The sequence below is a fragment of the Cognatitamlana onchidii genome, from assembly GCF_004804355.1.
In the GTDB taxonomy this organism is placed as follows: Bacteria; Bacteroidota; Bacteroidia; order Flavobacteriales; family Flavobacteriaceae; genus Cognatitamlana; species Cognatitamlana onchidii.
In genome coordinates this window covers 513,560-532,815 of sequence record NZ_SRWZ01000003.1, presented here as the reverse complement: position 1 = coordinate 532,815, position 19,256 = coordinate 513,560, and the positions used below count along the sequence as shown (strand labels likewise).

The following is a 19,256-nucleotide window of genomic DNA, read 5'->3' as shown; positions in this document are numbered from 1 at the left end:
TAATCAAGTCAGAGAACAAACAAAAATATGGATGGATGATTACAATCTATACAGACCACATGATGCTTTAGGTAAATTATCACCTATAACATATGCCAAGCAAAAACGTGACGCTGCCGCTAAGGCGCATTTTAAAAATAGTTTGATTTTAAAGCCGTTATAAAATTAAAAATCAAACTACTTTTAAAACGAAAAAATGAATAATTTTGGAAAAACTAACGGTTCTATTTAGGGGAAGTCGACAAAATAACCTCTTGACTCTTGTAGTTTACACTTTGCTTTATGTTTACTTTTCCAATCCCAATATTTATTGCGTAATCAAAACTATAAGGTTTTTGAAAATATGTTACTTCTGATTGGTAAGAAATCTCAAAGCCTTTAAACTTTTCCGTAAGTTTAATGAGCCCTCTGGCTTGGTCTTTATTTCTTAGATGAATTTCATATCCCGTATCAGTAATTAGAGGAACAAAAACACCAATTAATTCTTTTTTTAAGTTGAATAATTTTACCGATTTAACAGGACCACTTTTATTTTCAAATCTGTCATAGTATGCAATTATATTATTGTCGGAATCTAAAATATTCATAAAACAGTTTTCATGAAACGCAACTTTGTCCAGCCTAATTGCGACAGAGTTAATTAAAGCTTTATCTATTTTAGTATTTTGTGCATTGGACACTTGATTTATAACCATTAGAAGTACGGCGAATAAGATCGATTTCATTTCTCTTTTGTTAAGGATTGATTACGTTGTAATGACACAAATTTAATGCCAAATTGCACTTAACTTTAATGATATGTGTCGTTTGTCAATGACTTATCAATCTGTAATGGAAGTTAGAATTTTCTTACTAAAATAACAATATGCCATAGTACTTAACTTCAAACAGGCTTGCTATTTGGCCAGCCAATTAATGTTAATGTTTTTCTGAGAGCGCCATAATAGTTTCCCAAATACCATCATCTACTAAAACACCTTCTTTTAAATTTTTAGTTCTGGTATGCGAACTTCGTTCTCCTGGATAGTAAATGTGGTCTCCGGGGTTTATAGGCTCTACGTTACGCGTAAAGTCAATGATTTCTTCTATTAGTTTTTCCTGCAGTAGTGTATCATTAAAAACCTCAGGGTAGATGCAGATGTATACCTGAGAAATAGCAGTTTCAATGTCTTTAGAACTTATTTTGCAGGTTGAGTTTCCTGCCGATAGTATAGTGGCTAGTATATCTAGTACCATAGAAAGGGCAGACCCTTTCCAATAACCAATTGGTAATCCGCGTTCTTTTAATAAAATTTTATCGGGATTATTGGATAGTTCATTATTGTCATCCCAACCACCATGGTAAGGCAATTTTTCACCTCTTAATTTATAATCGTTAATCTTGCCGAATGAAAATTGCGACATGGCCATATCTAGCACAATAGCTCCCTTTTTTCTTGGTATGGATACAACAAAGGGGTTATTACCTATCCGGCTTTCTTTTCCGCCCCAAGGAGGCATATTGGGTTTAGTATTTGTAAAAAGAATGGAAATGCAATTGCTTTTAGCCGCTTGTTTTCCATAGGTTCCGCCTCGCATCCAATGATTGGTGTTGCGCAAGGCAACCATCCCCATGCCATGTTGTTTTGCTAATTCTATAGCCCTGTTTGTACACTTTGTTGCATTTACTATACCCGGACCTACATTACCATCCCAACGTTCTATGTTGCCAAAAGAAGCCACCTTTTCTGCTTCTGCATCGATTTTAATGACGCCCTTATTAATATATTCAATAAAAAGAGGCACACGATTGATGCCATGTGAACTCACACCATCTACAGTACTTTCCGTAAAAATACTTGCAACTAATTTGGCTTTTTCTTTGTTGAAGTTATACTTTACAAAAAGTTCGTAAAGCACGTTTTGAATGTGTTCGGGTGAAATTCTCATGAGAACGAGTGTCTTACTTTTTTGGATTATAATTTTAACAAACTATGCTTGTTAATTGACGCATACCTAACAACAAACGAAGTTAGGATTTACTTATTAGAATAACAATAAGTTACGCCGATTAACTTTTATCTAAAACAACCCAGTTATTTCGCCTTCGTCATTAATATCAATATTTTCAGAGGCGGGTTGTGCAGGTAGCCCAGGCATGCGCATGATATCGCCAGTAATAGGGATTAAAAAACCTGCTCCTGATGCAATTTCTATTTCCCGTACGGTTATGATAAAGTCTTTAGGACGTCCTAAAAGCTTGGGGTTATCGGACAATGATTTTTGAGTTTTAGCAATACAAACAGGTAAGTGCTCTAAGCCAAGTTTGGCTATTCTGTTAAGCTGTGCTTTGGCTTTTGAGGTATAGTCTACATGTTCTGCGCCATAAATTTCGGTCGCAATGGTTTCAATTTTATCCCTTACCGGAGTAGCCCATTCATACAAGGGGGTAAAATTAGAACTTTTGGAATTCACTAAATCAATAACTTGATTAGCTAAATCTAGGGCGCCTTCGCCTCCTTTCGCCCATACATTGGCAATGGCTATTTTAACTTGTTTTGATTTAGCAAAGTCTTTAATTAGAGCTATCTCATCATCAGTATCGGTGGTGAATTTGTTTATGGCGATCACTGCCGGCACCTTAAACTTGGCGATATTTTCAAGATGTTTTTCTAAGTTAGGAAGCCCTTTCTGCAAGGCATCTGTATTGGGTGTTGTAAGTGCCTTTAAATCGGCACCACCATGATATTTTAAAGCACGAATGGTGGTGGTTAAAACCACCGCTTTCGGTTTTAGGTTGGCGCTCTGGCATTTAATATCAAAGAACTTTTCTGCTCCTAAATCAAACCCAAATCCAGCCTCCGTAACGGTGTATTCGGAGTGCGCCATGGCCATTAGGGTGCCTAATACCGTATTGGTTCCTTGGGCTATATTGGCAAAGGGGCCACCATGAATAATGGCTGGGTTGCCCTCTATAGTCTGCACAAGGTTGGGCTTTATAGCATCTTTTAAAAGAACAGTCATGGCACCTTCAGCCTTAAGGTCTTTTGCATAAATAGGGGTTTTGTCGTAGGTGTAGCCTATAAAAATATTACCAAGTCTCTGCTTTAGATCTGATATGCTTTCTGCTAAACACAGGATGGCCATAATTTCTGAAGCGGCGGTAATATCAAACCCTGTTTCGCGAGGTACTCCCGAGGTGGTACCTCCTAAACCAACAATAATACGTCTTAAAGAACGGTCATTTAAATCAACCACTCGTTTCCAGCTAATCGTTCTAGGATCAATACGCAAGGTGCTAGTTTTACTCTGGATTGTATTGTCAATGAGGGCAGATAGCAAGTTGTGTGCTTTTTCAATAGCGGCAAAATCGCCCGTAAAATGAAGGTTAATATCTTCCATAGGAAGTACCTGAGAATAACCACCTCCAGTGGCACCACCCTTAATGCCAAACACAGGACCTAAAGAGGGTTCCCTTAGCACCACGGTTGTTTTTTTGTTAAGCTTATTTAAAGCTTCAGACAAACCAATTGACATGGTAGTCTTGCCTTCACCGGCAGGAGTAGGTGAAATGGCCGAAACTAAAATTAGATTACTGCGGTCAATTGCTTTTTTATTAATAGATGCTAATGGTAATTTGGCTTTGTGATTACCAAACATTTCAATTTGGTCGGCAGGAATGCCAAACTTTTCTGAAATAGAGGAAATGTGCTTTAATGTAATGGTTTTAGCTATCTGTAAATCGGTCATGTCACATGTTTTAAATCCTTTTAAAATTATGAAATTTTTAGTATTTCTTAGCATGTATGATTATTAATAACACTAGAACTTGTTTCAAATATTTATGCATTAGTAATTTAGTTTGGGATTCTGTATTTTTAAATAATCTTTAATATGTGTATTATGAATTATAAGTATCAAATAGTTTTGTGCTTGGGTGTTTTCTTTTTTGTGTCCTGTGGAAAAAGGAAAACTGTAACAAACGCAAAACCTGAAGAAAAGACAGCATTTAAACCTACTTTAGAATTATTGTGGAAAACAGATACCTTGTTAACCACCAGTGAATCTGTATTATACGACCCAGTAAAAGATATTATTTATGTGTCGAATGTAAACAATTCTCCTTGGGATAAAGACGGTAATGGTTTTATTTCTACCATTAATACTAAGGGGGAAATAACGAATTTAAAATGGATGGAAGGTTTAAGTGGGCCTAAAGGCATGGGGATTCATAACGGCAAATTATATGTAAATGATATTGATAGAGTGGTAGAAATTGATATTGAAAAACAGAAGGTAACTAATGAGTTTTTTGTGGAAGGTAACCCTCAATTAAATGATATCACGGTTGGTAACGGCTCAGTTTATATCTCTGGTTCAGGCTCTGATGCCATTTATAAAATTGTTGATAATGAGATCACTGAAGTTGCAAAAGATTCCTTAGGGCGTTTAAATGGTTTATTGCATCAAAAAGAAGGTATTTATTATGCTACTTCTGCATCGCATAATTTTGGCCTTTATAATCGGGACAGCAAGACATTTAATACCCTGGTCTCGGGAATTGGCCATGGTGATGGAGTTGTAAGGTTGGATAATAATGATTTTATAGTATCTAGTTGGCAAGGTCAAATATTTTATATTAACGGAGAAAATTGGACAAAAACCCTTATTTTGGATACAAGAGACCATGGGATGAATGCTGCCGATATTGATTATATACCATCCAACAGAACGCTGCTAGTTCCAACTTTTTTTGATAATAGGGTATTGGCGTACAAAGTAAACTATAAGTAGTAAAGGATTGCTATAGTTTTTAATTCAATAAAAAAGGTTGAATTTCTCTAGAATTCAACCTTAATTAATCAATTTTAACTTTAAGCCGACTGATTGTTTAAGCTTTCGTTTTCAAGTTTTGAAAAAACATAGGTCTTGCTATGTTTCATTTTTAAGTATAAATTTTGGTTTACTTTAACGGGTACTTTTAAATTTGGAAACTTGATTAAGTAATGTTGTTTTTCTTTCCCAACAAGCTTTACGTTTACAGGTGAGTTCTTCATAATCTAAAAAAATTAAATTAAACTATAAAAAATTGATATCTATAAGTTAACAAAACTTATTCCATAAAAGTACTTTTTCTTAAAATATGAAATTTTGACAGTTTAGTTAAGAAAAAACAATTAACCTTTTTTTTGTTTATTAATCTCGTCTTGTAATTGGCGTCTCACTTTTTGTTCGCGTTCTAGAGCAGTCCTTCTATGGTCTTCAAATTCTTCTTCAATTTCAGCTAGATTTTGTTTAGCTTCTCTGGTAATGTCGTTACTGTTTTTAAATTTATATATGAAAAACAGTAGTAAAGCCAAGAGGGCAGCAATGATTACCCACATTAATACTTTGTAATTGGTTTTACTCATTTGAGCACCAAAAAGTGTAATACTATCTTTTTCTGTATTTGTTTTATCTAAATCTGTTTGGGTGTTAGAAAGATTCTCCTTTAAGTTTGAAATTTCATCAGCTTGCTTTTTTACAACCGCCTGTGTTTCTGATAAATCTTTATGCACGGCTTTTAAGGAATCTAAAACATGAGCCTTTAAAGTGTATAGCCAAGTCTGCTTAACCACCTTGTACTCCTGATATTTACCAGATTTTCTTATAACATAATCAAACTGACTGTTTATAGTCCCGCTGTTAAGGGATGGTTTGTTTTCAGTTTCGCTTTGAGAGAAAGTGTTAAGACTTAAAGTAAAAGTAAATATTACTAGAAATATCGTTTTGATTGGGTTCATTGTGAACAAATTTAAATAGTTGTATTGGTTTGCGAATTTATAAAATATTGTTAACTAAATGGTTATAATTAGCTAAAAAGCCTCGTTAAAAGAGGCTTGAGTATATACGATTTAAAATGGTCTGTAGATTACCTTAATTTAATAATATGTAAACCTTCTCACTTTAGCAATATATTTGGCTAATCTCACCACTTGATGGCTGTAACCATACTCGTTATCGTACCATATGTAAAGGACAATGTTCTTGCCATCTTTTTCAACAATGGTAGCCTTACTATCGTATATGGAGGGAGCGGAACTGCCTACAATATCGCTAGAAACAAGCTCATCGCTAATTTCATATTTTATTTGTTCAACCAAGTCGCCTTCTAAAGCATATTTCTTTAGAATAGTATTTACCCCATTAAGAGATGTTTTGTTCTTTAGTTCTAAATTAAGAATAGCTAAAGAGCCATTAGGAACGGGCACTCTTATAGCATTTGATGTGAGTTTACCTTCTAAACTAGGCAAGGCTTTAGCAACTGCATTTCCGGCACCAGTTTCGGTAATAACCATATTGAGACCTGCAGCACGACCGCGACGATACTTTTTGTGAAAATTATCTACCAAATTTTGATCGTTGGTATAGGCATGAATGGTTTCAAGATGCCCTCTTTTTAAACCAAAGGAGTCTTCCACAACCTTTAAAATTGGTGTAATAGCATTTGTTGTACAGGATGCCGCCGAAAAAATAGTTACTTGGTCGGGATTATATGCTTTGTGGTTAACACCATAAACAATATTTGGGACTTCTTTGCCTGGGGCCGTAAGCAACACTTTATCGACACCTTTAGATTTTAAATGTTTACTTAAGGCTGTTTTGTCTCTAAACACCCCTGTATTATCTATCACCAGGGCTTTAGATATGCCAAATTTAGTATAGTCAATATCTTCTGGGGTACTCGCTGAAATAATTCTTACTGTGGTACCATTTACAATTAAAGCACTGTTTTTAAGATCTACCGACACGGTTCCGGGAAAGTCCCCATGCACTGAGTCGTTACGAAGTAAAGCCGCTCGCTTTTCGAGTATTTTTTCATCGATAACACCACGCGTTACAATAGCTCTTAGGCGTAACTGACTCCCTTTGCCAGTTCTAACCATAAGCTCTCTGGCAACAAGTCTTCCTATTCTACCGAAGCCATATAAAATAACATCTTTGGGTTTAATTTCTCCGTTTTTATTGGCATCCTTTAGTTTTCTGGCAATGAAGGCCGTGGCATTGTTATGCTGATTGTCCTCTAAATGCATTTCATAGGTTAGTTTCCCAATGTCTAATTTTGCAGGAGGAATGTCTAAGTCCTTAATAGCTTGTGCAATTTCTACGGTATCAAAAATAGACATGGGTTTTTGCACAAATTTCCCAGAGTAGTCGTGAAGATTTAGAATTTGACTCACGTTTCTATCGATCAATTGGTTTCTAAATAGCACCAATTCTATAGATTTGTCATACCAAAGATCACTTACAATTTTAATAAATTCTACGGTAGCTTTTCTACGATCTGCTTGAAAAGCCAATTCGTTCTCATAAGTTTTGTTAGAACTCATAGTTTTATAGTTTAGTTTGAGTTTAAATATGGGTTAAAAATACCATATTTCAAACGTTTTCGTAAAGGGTTTTAACAAAAAAATAACCCTCCAAAATCCAGCCAATTTCGAAGGGTTACTTTAAAGATTAAAAAGTGTTTTTTTATCTAAAATTATAGCGTTCTTTTTCGCCGTTAGAATTTATGAGTTCAATTCTTAAAGCTTCATAGGTTGATCTATTTTTTAATACTTTCTGAACATCTTCAACAGAATTCACTTTAACATCGTTAATTGAGGTAATAATACACCCAGTATCCACACCATTATTTCTCCAATAGTCTGCATATTCATCATTCAGTTGAACAATTTTCACTCCATTTTTCACGCCGTACTTTTTAAGATCTGACGACTTTGTGTTTTTTATTCTACCTATCAATGGCATTGTAAATGTCTCGTTTTTAGCGAGCGTAACCGCTACTGTTTTTAATTTGCCATCTCTGGACAATTTTAAATTAACAACATCATTGGGTCTTTTAGCACTAAGGTGTCCTGTTAAATCTGAAAATTTAGAAACCTTAATGTGGTCAATCTCTTTAATGATATCACCTTTTTGAAGGCCTGCTTTATCCGCTCCGGAGTCTTCGACTACACTATCGATGTAAACCCCTTCTGTTTCGCTTATGTCAAGTTGTTCTGCCACCGCACTATTTAGTGCGCCTCCTTGAATGCCAAGAATACCATTTTGAACGTTACCATACTCCATAATATCTTCAATAACTTTTCTGGCTATATTACTAGGTACTGCAAACGAGTAACCAATGTAAGATCCGGTTTGAGAAGTAATGGCGGTGTTAATACCTACCAATTCACCGTTAGTGTTCACCAAAGCACCACCAGAATTTCCAGGATTTACGGCGGCGTCTGTTTGAATGAAGGATTGTGTGCTTGCTCCAGACAAATCTCTGGATTTGGCACTAATAATACCTGCTGTAACCGTTGAGGTTAAATTAAATGGATTTCCTACAGCAAGTACCCATTCACCAACTTTAGCGTTATCTGAATCTGCAAAGGTTACATACGGGAGGTCGTTATCTGCATCAATCTTTAAAAGAGCAATGTCTGTTTTGGCATCGGCACCGATGAGTTCCGCTTCGTAGGTTTTGTTATTGTTTAGGGTAACAGATAGCTCTTGGGCATTTTTAATAACATGGTTATTGGTAATAATATAGCCATCGGCATTAATAATAACTCCAGAACCCGTTCCAACTTGTGGGTGTTGTGAGCGTCTTCCGTAGAAAAAATCTTGGAATGTCATTTGCCCAGAACTCATGGTAACATTTTTTACGTGAACTACTGCATTTACAGTATTTTCTGCTGCCGATGTAAAATCTGGGGTTTCACCAGTGTTAATTAAATTATTTAGATTGCTTGTGGGTAAGAATGCTGGCTCAGATTTAGCCGATGTTACTACCAACGCCTTATCTTCTTCAAGTAATAATTTGTAGGCCCCTAAAGTGAAAATACCACCTAATGCCGAAACCAATACTAAGGTTATAATCTTCTTCATAATTTTCGTTTAAGTTTTATTTATTAACATTAAAATTAAATATTTATTGAATTTCAAATTCAACTTTAACGACGATTTAACAATCGAAAAAACGGTTTTATATTTATATATTTGTGCCTTATTATGCAACAGACTTTTTTTAAATATCAAGGAACAGGAAACGATTTTGTGATGATTGATAATCGTCAACAAATGTTTGACAAAAATGATACCAAACGTATTAAATATTTATGTGACAGACGTTTTGGCATAGGCGCTGACGGACTTATTCTATTGGAGGATCATCCTGATTATGATTTTAAGATGGTGTATTATAATGCCGATGGTAATGAAAGTAGTATGTGCGGAAATGGAGGACGTTGTTTGGTGGCCTTTGCAAGACAATTAGGTGTAATTACAAATAAAGCCACTTTTGAAGCTATTGACGGTTTGCACCATGCTTTTATTGATGGAGACATTGTGAAATTACAAATGGTTGATGTTAATGATATTGAAAAGCATGATCACCACGTTTTTTTAAATACAGGCTCTCCTCACCATGTCCAGTTCGAGAATCAAATACAAGATTTTAATATTCAGAACCAAGGTTCAAAAATAAGGTATGGCGCTCCGTATAATGAGGCAGGTACTAATGTTAACTTTGTTAAAAAATTAAGTGATGATACTTTTAGGGTGCGAACTTATGAGCGTGGTGTTGAGGATGAAACCTTATCTTGTGGAACTGGGGTTACTGCGGTAGCTATTGCTATGCATGCCCTAGGTGAAACATCAAATAACGAAGTAAAACTTAATGTTGAAGGCGGGGAGTTAAAGGTTAATTTTCAAGAGGAGAATGGGAGCTATAATAATGTATGGCTTATTGGTCCGGCCATAAAAGTGTTTGAAGGAATAATATGATAACTTTAAAAGGGGAACGTATTTATTTGAGAGCCCTAGAGCCAGAGGACTTAGATTTTATTCACGATATAGAAAATGATGAGTCCATTTGGGAATTAAGTTGTACGCAAACACCGTATTCTAAATATTTAATTGAACAATACCTTGAAAATGCCTGTAAAGATATTTATGAGGTTAAGCAGCTTAGGTTGGTTATTTCTGATTATGAAAACAAGCCTTTGGGACTGATTGATTTATTTGATTTCGATTTTAAAAATAAAAGAGCTGGGGTTGGTATTTTAATTAAAGAATCAAATGACCGACAAATGGGTTATGGTAAAGAAGCGCTTCAATTATTAATAAATTATAGTTTTAGTCATTTAGATTTACATCAGTTATATTGTAATATATCTGCCAATAATGATGCTAGTATTAAACTGTTTTTAGGTCAAGGATTTAAAAAAATAGGACTTAAAAATGATTGGATATATACAAACGGTTCTTTTAGAGATGAGTACTTGTTTCAACTAATAAAAAAATAATGTACATAAAAAAAATACTTCTAGCTATTGTAATTCTTGGCCTTGTGGTTGCTGCATTCTTTGCAAATTTTGTTTATAAAGCCATGTTAAAGCCTAATACGGCTTTTAACAATGAGTCAGCTTATATTTATGTGGCCACCAATAGTGGTTATGAAGCCGTAAGAACGCAGTTAGAACCCCTTTTGCTGGATATTGATTCTTTTGATGATTTAGCAGAACAGAAAAAATACATGACCAATATTAAGGCTGGCAGGTATGAGATAAAGAAGGGTATGACTAATAATGATATTATTAATTCTATAAGAAGTAAAAACTTACCTATTAAACTATCATTTAACAATCAGGAAACATTAAATAAGCTAGCAGGTAGAATAGCTACTCAAATTGAAGCCGATAGTTTGTCCTTATTGGAGGTCATGAATAATGATGCATTTTTAAAGGAAAACCAATTTACCAAAGCTACGGCATTAGGGATGTATGTTCCCAATAGTTATGAGTTTTTCTGGAATACATCGGCTACCCAGTTTAGAGATAGAATGCTTACAGAATACAAAAGATTTTGGAATAACACGAGAATTAGTAGGGCCAAAGGCATTGGAATGACGCCTAACGAAGTGATTACCTTAGCCTCGATAGTGCATGAAGAATCAAAACAAGCCAGTGAGCAACCAAGAATAGCTGGGGTTTATATAAACCGCCTTAAAATAGGGATGCCGCTTCAGGCAGATCCAACACTTAAGTTTGCAGCTTACCAGTTGCCGGAGTATAAAAATACAGTTATAAAAAGGGTACTTAACGTACATAAAGAGATAGATTCACCTTATAATACTTATAAATATAGAGGCTTGCCACCAGGGCTTATTGCTATGCCTGATATTTCTGCAATTGATGCTGTATTAAATTACGAAGAGCATAAGTATTTATATTTTGCCGCCGATGCCAAACGTTTTGGGTATCATAAGTTTGCTAAAACATTGAGTCAACATAATGTAAATGCAAGAGCATATCAACGGTATTTATCTTCTCAAGGTATAAATAGATAGTGAGTTTTAGATTAGGAATACTTATTGTTTTTCTTATTAGTTTTACGACTATTTCTTTTTCACAGTCTAAAATCAATCAATTTTTAACACCCAGTGATACGCTCAATAAACCAAGACGGAATGGGGTGATCATTGCTGAAGTCTCTTTGGCCTCAATGGCTTTAATTGGTTTAAATGAATTATGGTATAGTGATTATGAACGGTCTAAATTTCATGTTATAAATGATAATAGTGCATGGCAACAGCTAGATAAGTTTGGACATGCGTTTACGTCTTATCAATTAGGAAAACATGGGGCTCAGGTGCTTCGTTGGAGTGGAGTACGAAAAAAAGATCAATTAATCTATGGAGCTACTTTAGGATTTACTTTTTTAACGGCTGTAGAAATTCTTGATGGGTTTTCACAGGAATGGGGATTTTCATGGGGCGATGTTTTAGCAAATGCAGCTGGATCTGGACTATATATAGGACAAGAATTATTATGGAATGAGCAGCGAATTGCCTTAAAGTACTCTTTTCATCAAACACAGTATGCACAATTAGAGCCTGAGAAACTGGGAGGGTCTCTTATAGAACAGACTCTTAAGGATTATAATGGACAGACCTATTGGTTAAGTTTCAATTTAAAGTCTTTTTTTAAGAAAAGTAAGCTTCCTGAGTGGCTAAATGTGGCTTTTGGGTATGGGGCTGAAGGTATGCTTTCGGAGTCTTATATTTCAGATAATCAATCAGTTAAATTAGAAAGCCCTTATAGGCAATATTATCTTAGCTTAGATGTAAACTTAAACGGTATAAAAACAAATTCAAGGGTTTTAGGTACTGTTTTCGATATTTTTGATATGATAAAAATACCGCTTCCAACCGTAGAATTCAGCAAAAAAGGGACTGCATTTCATCTATTCTACAACTAAAAAATACACATAATCGATTAATTTTGAATTAATTGAAAAAAATTATAATTTTGCACGCTCAAATTTTAAGGTGGATCCATTTAAAAAAATTACACCGAAAAAATTTAAATTATGGTAAGAAATATTGGAAGTATCGTGGCCCTCGCGCTGACAATATTAGCACTATTGTACATGTCGTTTCAGTCGGATGAAACAGTTGATTTGAGTCATTATTCAACAAGTGGATTAGATTTAAATTACACCGTGAGTAAAGAAACTGATAACAAATTGTTAGTATCAGATTCAAATAGTAAAGAACAAATATTCACTTCACACTTAGGAAAATCATTTGTAGGTTTTAAAGAAGCTTTGGCCTTTCGCGAGTCTGGTGGAAATTATTTTTCTGTAAATACTTTCGGGTATTTAGGGAAATATCAATTTGGACCCGGAACGTTAAGACTAATAGGTATTAAAAACCCACAGAAATTCTTGAATGATCCAGAGTTGCAAGAAAAGGCCTTTATAGCCAACGCAGCTCGTAATAAATGGATTTTAAGGCGTGATATTAAAAATTTCGTAGGAAAACGAATTAATGGTATTATTGTTACAGAATCTGGAATTTTAGCAGCAGCTCATTTGGCTGGCCCAGGAAGCGTGAAAAACTATCTTAGAAGTTATGGTTTAGATAACTTTGCTGATGGATATGGAACAACCATATGTGAGTATATGAAACGGTTCTCTGGTTATGACACCACCTTTGTAAAGCCAGATAAAAAAGCCAAGGCTATTTAGCTGCGTGTTTAATTTTTATGAATTATAAATAAGGTAGGTCTTTTATGAAGATCTACTTTATTTTTTTTCCATTGACCGACTGTTTTAGTTTTAATAAACTCTGTGGGTAATGTAATGTCACAAGCAATGCAGATTTCTGTTTTCTGATCGAGAACTGCGAGCAAATCATCAAGCATTTTATTGTTTCTATAGGGTGTTTCAATGAATAGTTGCGACTGATCATAATCGTACGAAAGTCGTTCCAAACGTTTAACTTCTTTTTTACGTTCACTTTTGTCAATAGGGAGGTAGCCGTTAAAAGCGAAACTTTGTCCATTCATTCCAGAGCTCATTACAGCCATAAGGATGGATGAAGGTCCTACTAACGGAACTACTTTTAAATTTTGGGCATGTGCTATCTTAACAATTTCGGCTCCTGGGTCTGCTACCCCTGGGCAACCAGCTTCCGAGAGCAGTCCAATATGCACTCCACGTAAGCATGGTTCTAGAAAACTTGGTAAATCAAATGGTTCTGTGTGTTTGTTAAGTGTAAATAATTTGAGAGATGGTTGAGGTTTATTGGGGCAAAGCTTTTTAATGAATCGACGGGCCGTTTTTTCATTTTCAACTATAAATGTATCCGTTTTTTCAATAATTTCCTTTACCGTAATAGGAAGTACCTCAAATGGGTTATTATCACCCAAAGTAGTTGGAATAAGATATAATTTCCCTTTGTGTTTATCCATTTAGTATAAGTCGTTTTTTTTATTAAATAACATCAAGTTGTTAAATTAAAACAGCTGGTTACTATTAGTGTTTATAATATAAAAATTTTGTTTTTTTAGAAAAAATGGTGTTACGTGTAAAGTTAAGGAATAAAGACCATAGCGTGTTTAAAAGCGTAAATTAAGCAAGTTCTTTTGCAATAACGTCGCAAGCTTCATCTAACATCTTGTATACATTTTTAAACCCTTCGGTTCCACCATAATATGGGTCGGGAACGTCGTAGTTTTTACCTGGATGTACCTTGTTTAATATCAAGTCTACTTTAGATATATCTTGATTGGTTCGAGCAAGTTTTACAACATTGTCGTAATTAGACTGATCCATAACATAAATATAATCGAAATGATCAAAGTCTGAAACTTCAAATTGTCGGCCTTTTAAATGCGAAATATTCAATCCATTTTTACTTGCAATGGCTTCCGATCTTGGGTCTGGTGCACTACCAATATGATAAGCTGCTGTGCCTGCAGAATCTATTAAAAAAGTGCTATGGGGTAATTTAGATTTAAGAATGCCCTCTGCTAAGGGAGAACGGCAGATATTTCCCAAGCAGACCATTAAAATTTTAGTCATGCTATTTTAAGTTAAATAGATAGCTTTTTGGTGATATCTTCAACATACTTCCTAAACTGTTTGTCTGTTGATGATAAATTATCAACTGTTTTACAGGCGTGAAGTACGGTAGCGTGGTCGCGTTTTCCTATTTGCGACCCTATGCTAGCAAGCGATGCTTTTGTGAATTTTTTTGCAAAAAACATGGCTAATTGACGCGCTTGTACAATATGGCGCTTTCTGGTTTTAGATTGTAGAGTATCAACATCCATTTGAAAGTAATCTGAAACTACTTTTTGAATGTAGTCTATAGAAACTTCTCGTTTCGTGTTTTTTACAAATTTTTCAACAATCACTCTAGCTAAATCAATGGTAATTTCTTTTTTATTGAAAGAAGATTGAGCGATTAAAGAGATAATAGCTCCCTCTAATTCTCGTACATTAGATTTAATGTTTTTGGCAACATATTCAATAATATCTTCAGGCATTTCAACACCATCACGATATAACTTGTTTTTTAGTATAGATATTCTGGTTTCAAAATCTGGATTTTGAAGTTCAGCAGATAACCCCCATTTAAACCTTGAGAGCAAACGCTGTTCAATATCTTGCATATCAACAGGCGCCTTGTCACTAGTTAAAATGACTTGCTTCCCGTTTTGATGTAAGTGATTAAAAATATGGAAAAACACATCTTGTGTTCCTGTTTTACCAGAAAGAAACTGTACATCGTCTATGATTAAAACGTCGATAATTTGGTAAAAATGAATAAAATCATTTCTATTATTTTTCTTTACAGCGTCTATATATTGCTGTGTGAATTTTTCAGCAGAAATATATAGAACAGTTTTTTCTGGGTATTTATCTTTAATATCAACTCCAATGGCGTGTGCAAGGTGCGTTTTCCCCAAACCTACGCCCCCAAAAACCAATAATGGGTTAAAAGAGGTTCCGCCTGGTTTCGCGGCTACAGCTAATCCAGCACTTCTAGCCAATCTATTGGAATCTCCTTCTAAGAAATTTTCAAAACTATAGTTAGGGTTGAGCTGTGATTCAATTTTCACATTTCTAATTCCTGGAATAACAAAAGGGTTTTTTAACTCTGGGCTTTTATTATTCAAAGGAATGTCAACGTCCTGCGATTTTACAGCTAGTCTGTTAGAACTTGGTATTTTTTCTGTAAAAGGTTGTTTATTGCCATAGGTGTTTTCCATCTTAATGATGTACACCAATTTGGCCGTTTCTCCAAGCTCTTTTGTAAGCGATACTTTTAAGATTTTAACGTAATGTTCTTCTAACCACTCATAAAAGAACTTACTAGGTACCTGAATACTTAAGGCATTATCGGTAAGTTTAACTGCAACAATAGGTTCAAACCAAGTTTTGTAAGCTTGCGGTTGGATGTTATCCTTTATAAATTCAAGACAATTGTTCCATACCGATTGCGCAGTTTTACTCATTTTTTAATTCTATAGGTTTATTTGGTTAGTTTAGAATACGTGCAAAAATTGCTTTTGCATCCCCCTTTTCTAGTGTGGCAAATATGTGAACAAAAATCTTAAAAAAAAAATCCTTTTCTATTGAATTTTTAGAAATTTTTATGCATGTTTAACCTCCAGCCGAAGCTACAAAAAAATATTCAATAAAGCTTATGAAATTCGATGAAATACAAATAAGAGTGAGATACGGTGAAACAGACCAGATGGGTGTTGTATATCATGGCAATTATGCACTATACCTAGAAATGGGGCGTATTGAGTGGTTACGTAAAATTGGAGTTTCGTATAAAGAAATGGAAGAAAATGGTATTATGCTTCCAGTAGTTTCTATGAGTTTAAACTTTAAAAAATCAGCGGGTTATGATGATGTAATTAATGTAAAGACTCAATTAAAAAAAGCACCTACAGTAAAGATTGAATTTGACTATATTATTACTAATGAAAAAGGGGAAGTTTTAACTACAGCCAATACCGTTTTGGTTTTTATTGATAAGAGAACCAACAAACCAACAAGACCCCCGCAGTATATCTTAAAAGCTCTAGAGAATCTTTAGTTCACTTTTTTGATATCTACTTCATAAACTCTATCAAATAACTCGAAAATATTTTGTGAATCGTTCTTTCTTACAGAAATGTAAATTTTACAGGCCATTTCTAGTTCTTGATTCGAAATAGTTATTTGCTTCTCTTTTATAAGTCTCATGACGGTGTTCATGTGTTTATAGTCAAAAGATATAATAAAATTAACATCTATGGTTTTTTCAACAATTAGAGATTGTTCTAATACCATTTGTGCGGCCGTTTTGTATGCATTAATTAACCCGCTAACTCCAAGCTTAACCCCTCCAAAATACCTTACAATTATCACAAGAACGTTTGTTAGTTGAAACGACTGAATTTGTCCGTAAATAGGTGCGCCAGCCGAATTACTTGGCTCGCCATCATCATTGGTTCTATAAAAGATTTGTTCTGTTCCAAGTTGATAGGCATAGCACCAGTGTCTGGCAGCGTGATGTTCTTTTTTAAGCTTTGTTAAGTGGGTTTTAACATCATGTTCTGTATTTACTGGAAATGCATAGCCAAAAAACTTACTGTTTTTATCTTTGAATAAAACAGGTGCAGGCGCCGTGATTATGGTTTTATAGGTGTCTTTTAGTTGAGACATAAAATTTAATCAAATAATTTTTTATAAATTTTAAACAAGCTGGTGACATCTTCTTTATAGGGTTTAATATGCCATGTGTTTATATTATGGGTTTTGGCCGCTAAAATGTTGTACTCATTATCATCAATAAAGAAGCATTCCTCGGCTTTAAGTTGGTTTTCTCTTAAAACAAACTCAAAAATATATTGGTTAGGTTTTACCAAGTTTATTTCATGAGACAGGTAAAACTTATTGAAACAAGCTTTAAATTCCTCATAAAACATAATGTGTTTCTTTATCCAGTTTATATGAAGTTCATTCGTGTTGCTTAAAAGAATGAGGTTGTATTTTGATGATTCTTTGAGCGTTTTTAAGAAATCTAATCGACGTTTCGGGAAATCTTTCAACATAAAGTTCCAAATACGCGTAAGATTTTGAGGCGAAAGTTGTGGGAATTTTTTAGAATAAAACGCAAGAAACTCACTAGTCGATATTAAGCCCTGTTCATACAGACTATTATTAAGAAGCATATCTTCCGATAATTTATCTATTTGAAAAGCATTAAGTGCATGCTCCTGCGCTCCTTCAATATCAAGGTTTATGAAAACATTTCCAAAATCGAAAATTATGGTTTTAATCATTTATATACAGGTTAAGGGTGTCTTTTAGGATGTAGTTTTGGTCTATCAAGTTTCCTTTTAAACTTGGTCCTTGGACTCCAGAACCAAACTTAGTTTGCCCTACAAATACTCTGGCTTCGTCCCATAAATTGGCGTCAATAAAGGATTGTAATGTTTTAGAGCCTCCCTCAATAATAACAGAAGTTATTTGGTTATCAAACATAATATCACATATTTTATTCGCATCTATAGGATTTTTAAGCTCAGTAATATGGACGGTAGGTGCTTGATTATCAAAAATGTTATAAGATTTTGCTAGTTTAGGCTTTTTGTCAATTACCACTCTAATCGGGTTTTTACCAACCCAATCTCTTGCTGTTAAGCTAGGATTATCCTGAATAACTGTGTTGGTTCCAACTAATATAGCATGTTCTTCGGTTCGCCATTTGTGAACTAGTTGCCTTGAATATATATTAGTGATCCATATAGGTTTGTTTTCAGTTTTTGATTTAGGAGCTATAAGACCATCTGCCGTTTCTGCCCATTTCAAAATAATGTAGGGGCGTTTTTTATTATGAAATGTAAAAAAACGTTTGTGATGCTTTTTGCAAGCTTTGTCTAAAACTCCAACCAATACTTCAACACCAGAATCTTCTAGCTTTTTTATGCCTTTACCTGCTACCTTTTCATGATCATCAACACAGCCTATAACCACTTTTGGGATTTTATGTTTTATAATTAAGTCGCTACAGGGAGGCGTTTTTCCGTAGTGTGAACAAGGCTCTAGCGTTACGTATAGAGTGGCTGTTTTTAATTGGTTTTTGTCTGTAACAGAACGTATCGCATTAACCTCGGCATGATTGCCACCATAGGCACTGGTATATCCTTCTCCAATAATTTTACCGTTGTTAACAATAACGCAACCAACAGAGGGGTTGGGGTAGGTCTTACCAAAACCGTTTTTTGCAATTTCAATACAGCGTTGCATGAAGTTATGATGCGAGTCTTGTTGCATTATAATAATCTTGTTCAAATCCAATCATAGTTGCTTTCTAAGCTAATGTTGATAAGATTATGATTTTTTTAATGATGATTTTTTCCTATTTGACGTATCTTCACTTACTGAAAATATCGTAATCAAGGTGGGTAAAGATACTATAGTTATACGAGAAATAGAACCTCAAGATAACAGGCAGCTAGAAGAAGTTATTAGAGCTTGTTTTCATGAATTTAAAATACCACTAGAGGGAACGGCTTATGCCGATGCTGAAACACCCAGAATGTATGAGTCTTATCAGAATGATAATGATATTTATTTTGTTCTGGATAGAAATGGTGTGATACTTGGTGGTGGAGGTGTAAAGCCTCTTAAAGATTATGAAAATGACGTTTGTGAAATTCAAAAAATGTATTTTTCACCGCAAGTAAGGAATAAAGGACTAGGGAAATCTTTATTTAAAAAATGCTTGGTTGAGGCAAAAAGGATGGGGTATAAACAATGTTATTTAGAATCGGCACCTCAACTTAAGGCCGCCATTCATATTTATGAGAGCTTTGGTTTTAAACATTTGGAGTCTGCTTTGGGTAATACAGGACACTACTCTTGCGGGGTTTGGATGATTAAAGATTTGTAAACTA

At 34.6% G+C, this 19,256-nt stretch carries 22 protein-coding genes; 9 read left to right on the top strand and 13 right to left on the bottom strand.

Annotated features, from left to right (window positions below; all coding sequences use genetic code 11):
* The coding region (locus tag E5D58_RS15230) for an integrase core domain-containing protein (RefSeq protein ID WP_394345707.1) at positions 1-163 on the top strand (163 nt) is incomplete at its 5' end.
* A gap of 61 nt (positions 164-224) precedes the next feature.
* On the opposite strand, the gene E5D58_RS08620 is transcribed toward E5D58_RS15230, so the two are convergent.
* From E5D58_RS08620 to E5D58_RS08610, 3 genes are all read right to left on the bottom strand, one after another.
* Positions 225-725, bottom strand: coding sequence for a hypothetical protein (locus E5D58_RS08620; protein WP_136481444.1), 501 nt, complete (start codon positions 723-725; stop codon positions 225-227).
* 193 nt (positions 726-918) lie between these two features.
* A complete protein-coding gene (gene yiaK / locus E5D58_RS08615) occupies positions 919-1,929 on the bottom strand; it encodes a 3-dehydro-L-gulonate 2-dehydrogenase (RefSeq protein WP_136481443.1) in 1,011 nt (336 codons plus the stop codon).
* A 132-nt stretch (positions 1,930-2,061) separates the two neighbouring features.
* Positions 2,062-3,729: a formate--tetrahydrofolate ligase gene (locus tag E5D58_RS08610; RefSeq protein ID WP_136481442.1), complete on the bottom strand. Its 1,668-nt coding sequence runs from the start codon at positions 3,727-3,729 to the stop codon at positions 2,062-2,064.
* A gap of 153 nt (positions 3,730-3,882) precedes the next feature.
* Between E5D58_RS08610 and E5D58_RS08605 the strand changes: the two genes are divergently transcribed.
* On the top strand, positions 3,883-4,773 hold the full coding sequence (locus E5D58_RS08605) for a YncE family protein (protein ID WP_136481441.1): 891 nt from the start codon (positions 3,883-3,885) through the stop codon (positions 4,771-4,773).
* An 80-nt stretch (positions 4,774-4,853) separates the two neighbouring features.
* On the opposite strand, the gene E5D58_RS08600 is transcribed toward E5D58_RS08605, so the two are convergent.
* From E5D58_RS08600 to E5D58_RS08585, 4 genes are all read right to left on the bottom strand, one after another.
* Complete coding sequence (locus E5D58_RS08600; RefSeq protein ID WP_136481440.1) at positions 4,854-5,036, bottom strand: hypothetical protein; 183 nt, start codon at positions 5,034-5,036, stop codon at positions 4,854-4,856.
* Between the two features lie 120 nt (positions 5,037-5,156).
* Positions 5,157-5,762 (bottom strand): tRNA (guanine-N1)-methyltransferase, encoded by a 606-nt coding sequence (locus E5D58_RS08595; protein ID WP_136481439.1) that lies wholly within the window; start codon positions 5,760-5,762, stop codon positions 5,157-5,159.
* A gap of 138 nt (positions 5,763-5,900) precedes the next feature.
* Positions 5,901-7,349, bottom strand: a complete 1,449-nt coding sequence (locus tag E5D58_RS08590) for a glyceraldehyde-3-phosphate dehydrogenase (RefSeq protein ID WP_136481438.1) — start codon at positions 7,347-7,349, stop codon at positions 5,901-5,903.
* Positions 7,350-7,491: 142 nt separating this feature from the next.
* Entirely contained in the window at positions 7,492-8,895 is a 1,404-nt protein-coding gene (locus E5D58_RS08585) for a trypsin-like peptidase domain-containing protein (RefSeq protein ID WP_136481437.1), read from the bottom strand.
* A 123-nt stretch (positions 8,896-9,018) separates the two neighbouring features.
* Between E5D58_RS08585 and dapF the strand changes: the two genes are divergently transcribed.
* The 5 genes from dapF to E5D58_RS08560 all read left to right on the top strand — a co-directional run bounded on the left by dapF (position 9,019) and on the right by E5D58_RS08560 (position 13,038).
* A complete protein-coding gene (dapF, locus tag E5D58_RS08580; protein ID WP_136481436.1) occupies positions 9,019-9,792 on the top strand; it encodes a diaminopimelate epimerase in 774 nt (257 codons plus the stop codon).
* Positions 9,789-10,313, top strand: a complete 525-nt coding sequence (locus tag E5D58_RS08575) for a GNAT family N-acetyltransferase (RefSeq protein WP_136481435.1) — start codon at positions 9,789-9,791, stop codon at positions 10,311-10,313. Before dapF ends, E5D58_RS08575 begins: the two co-directional genes overlap by 4 nt.
* On the top strand, positions 10,313-11,356 hold the full coding sequence (gene mltG, locus E5D58_RS08570) for an endolytic transglycosylase MltG (RefSeq protein WP_136481434.1): 1,044 nt from the start codon (positions 10,313-10,315) through the stop codon (positions 11,354-11,356). Before E5D58_RS08575 ends, mltG begins: the two co-directional genes overlap by 1 nt.
* Positions 11,356-12,267, top strand: a complete 912-nt coding sequence (locus tag E5D58_RS08565; RefSeq protein WP_136481433.1) for a DUF2279 domain-containing protein — start codon at positions 11,356-11,358, stop codon at positions 12,265-12,267. Before mltG ends, E5D58_RS08565 begins: the two co-directional genes overlap by 1 nt.
* Positions 12,268-12,378: 111 nt before the next feature.
* Positions 12,379-13,038 (top strand): lysozyme family protein, encoded by a 660-nt coding sequence (locus tag E5D58_RS08560; protein ID WP_136481432.1) that lies wholly within the window; start codon positions 12,379-12,381, stop codon positions 13,036-13,038.
* A gap of 8 nt (positions 13,039-13,046) precedes the next feature.
* On the opposite strand, the gene E5D58_RS08555 is transcribed toward E5D58_RS08560, so the two are convergent.
* The 3 genes from E5D58_RS08555 to dnaA all read right to left on the bottom strand — a co-directional run bounded on the left by E5D58_RS08555 (position 13,047) and on the right by dnaA (position 15,815).
* Positions 13,047-13,763: an SAM-dependent methyltransferase gene (locus E5D58_RS08555; RefSeq protein WP_136481431.1), complete on the bottom strand. Its 717-nt coding sequence runs from the start codon at positions 13,761-13,763 to the stop codon at positions 13,047-13,049.
* Between the two features lie 160 nt (positions 13,764-13,923).
* Positions 13,924-14,376 (bottom strand): low molecular weight protein-tyrosine-phosphatase, encoded by a 453-nt coding sequence (locus E5D58_RS08550; RefSeq protein WP_235835874.1) that lies wholly within the window; start codon positions 14,374-14,376, stop codon positions 13,924-13,926.
* An 11-nt stretch (positions 14,377-14,387) separates the two neighbouring features.
* On the bottom strand, positions 14,388-15,815 hold the full coding sequence (dnaA, locus tag E5D58_RS08545; protein WP_136481430.1) for a chromosomal replication initiator protein DnaA: 1,428 nt from the start codon (positions 15,813-15,815) through the stop codon (positions 14,388-14,390).
* A 191-nt stretch (positions 15,816-16,006) separates the two neighbouring features.
* Here dnaA and E5D58_RS08540 point away from each other — a divergent pair, with 191 nt between their 5' ends.
* Positions 16,007-16,408 carry an acyl-CoA thioesterase gene (locus E5D58_RS08540; protein WP_136481429.1) on the top strand — a complete coding sequence of 134 codons (402 nt, stop codon included), beginning with the start codon at positions 16,007-16,009 and terminating at the stop codon, positions 16,406-16,408.
* On the opposite strand, the gene E5D58_RS08535 is transcribed toward E5D58_RS08540, so the two are convergent.
* The 3 genes from E5D58_RS08535 to ribD are packed head-to-tail and all read right to left on the bottom strand — an operon-like array spanning position 16,405 to position 18,606.
* Positions 16,405-17,019 (bottom strand): IMPACT family protein, encoded by a 615-nt coding sequence (locus E5D58_RS08535; RefSeq protein ID WP_136481428.1) that lies wholly within the window; start codon positions 17,017-17,019, stop codon positions 16,405-16,407. The two genes, E5D58_RS08540 and E5D58_RS08535, sit on opposite strands and share 4 nt — an antisense overlap.
* A 5-nt stretch (positions 17,020-17,024) precedes the next feature.
* A complete protein-coding gene (locus E5D58_RS08530) occupies positions 17,025-17,639 on the bottom strand; it encodes an HAD-IA family hydrolase (protein WP_136481427.1) in 615 nt (204 codons plus the stop codon).
* Positions 17,632-18,606 carry a bifunctional diaminohydroxyphosphoribosylaminopyrimidine deaminase/5-amino-6-(5-phosphoribosylamino)uracil reductase RibD gene (gene ribD / locus E5D58_RS08525; protein WP_136481461.1) on the bottom strand — a complete coding sequence of 325 codons (975 nt, stop codon included), beginning with the start codon at positions 18,604-18,606 and terminating at the stop codon, positions 17,632-17,634. Before ribD ends, E5D58_RS08530 begins: the two co-directional genes overlap by 8 nt.
* A gap of 154 nt (positions 18,607-18,760) precedes the next feature.
* Here ribD and E5D58_RS08520 point away from each other — a divergent pair, with 154 nt between their 5' ends.
* Positions 18,761-19,252, top strand: coding sequence for a GNAT family N-acetyltransferase (locus E5D58_RS08520; RefSeq protein ID WP_136481426.1), 492 nt, complete (start codon positions 18,761-18,763; stop codon positions 19,250-19,252).
* The last annotated feature ends 4 nt before the right edge of the window (positions 19,253-19,256 follow it).

Coding starts and splice junctions, on each gene's coding strand:
- E5D58_RS08620 (WP_136481444.1), bottom strand. CDS start 725: ATGAAATCGATCTTATTCGCCGTACTTCTAATGGTTATAAATCAAGTG.
- yiaK (WP_136481443.1), bottom strand. CDS start 1,929: ATGAGAATTTCACCCGAACACATTCAAAACGTGCTTTACGAACTTTTT.
- E5D58_RS08610 (WP_136481442.1), bottom strand. CDS start 3,729: ATGACCGATTTACAGATAGCTAAAACCATTACATTAAAGCACATTTCC.
- E5D58_RS08605 (WP_136481441.1), top strand. CDS start 3,883: ATGAATTATAAGTATCAAATAGTTTTGTGCTTGGGTGTTTTCTTTTTT.
- E5D58_RS08600 (WP_136481440.1), bottom strand. CDS start 5,036: ATGAAGAACTCACCTGTAAACGTAAAGCTTGTTGGGAAAGAAAAACAA.
- E5D58_RS08595 (WP_136481439.1), bottom strand. CDS start 5,762: ATGAACCCAATCAAAACGATATTTCTAGTAATATTTACTTTTACTTTA.
- E5D58_RS08590 (WP_136481438.1), bottom strand. CDS start 7,349: ATGAGTTCTAACAAAACTTATGAGAACGAATTGGCTTTTCAAGCAGAT.
- E5D58_RS08585 (WP_136481437.1), bottom strand. CDS start 8,895: ATGAAGAAGATTATAACCTTAGTATTGGTTTCGGCATTAGGTGGTATT.
- dapF (WP_136481436.1), top strand. CDS start 9,019: ATGCAACAGACTTTTTTTAAATATCAAGGAACAGGAAACGATTTTGTG.
- E5D58_RS08575 (WP_136481435.1), top strand. CDS start 9,789: ATGATAACTTTAAAAGGGGAACGTATTTATTTGAGAGCCCTAGAGCCA.
- mltG (WP_136481434.1), top strand. CDS start 10,313: ATGTACATAAAAAAAATACTTCTAGCTATTGTAATTCTTGGCCTTGTG.
- E5D58_RS08560 (WP_136481432.1), top strand. CDS start 12,379: ATGGTAAGAAATATTGGAAGTATCGTGGCCCTCGCGCTGACAATATTA.
- E5D58_RS08555 (WP_136481431.1), bottom strand. CDS start 13,763: ATGGATAAACACAAAGGGAAATTATATCTTATTCCAACTACTTTGGGT.
- E5D58_RS08550 (WP_235835874.1), bottom strand. CDS start 14,376: ATGACTAAAATTTTAATGGTCTGCTTGGGAAATATCTGCCGTTCTCCC.
- dnaA (WP_136481430.1), bottom strand. CDS start 15,815: ATGAGTAAAACTGCGCAATCGGTATGGAACAATTGTCTTGAATTTATA.
- E5D58_RS08540 (WP_136481429.1), top strand. CDS start 16,007: ATGAAATTCGATGAAATACAAATAAGAGTGAGATACGGTGAAACAGAC.
- E5D58_RS08535 (WP_136481428.1), bottom strand. CDS start 17,019: ATGTCTCAACTAAAAGACACCTATAAAACCATAATCACGGCGCCTGCA.
- E5D58_RS08530 (WP_136481427.1), bottom strand. CDS start 17,639: ATGATTAAAACCATAATTTTCGATTTTGGAAATGTTTTCATAAACCTT.
- ribD (WP_136481461.1), bottom strand. CDS start 18,606: ATGCAACGCTGTATTGAAATTGCAAAAAACGGTTTTGGTAAGACCTAC.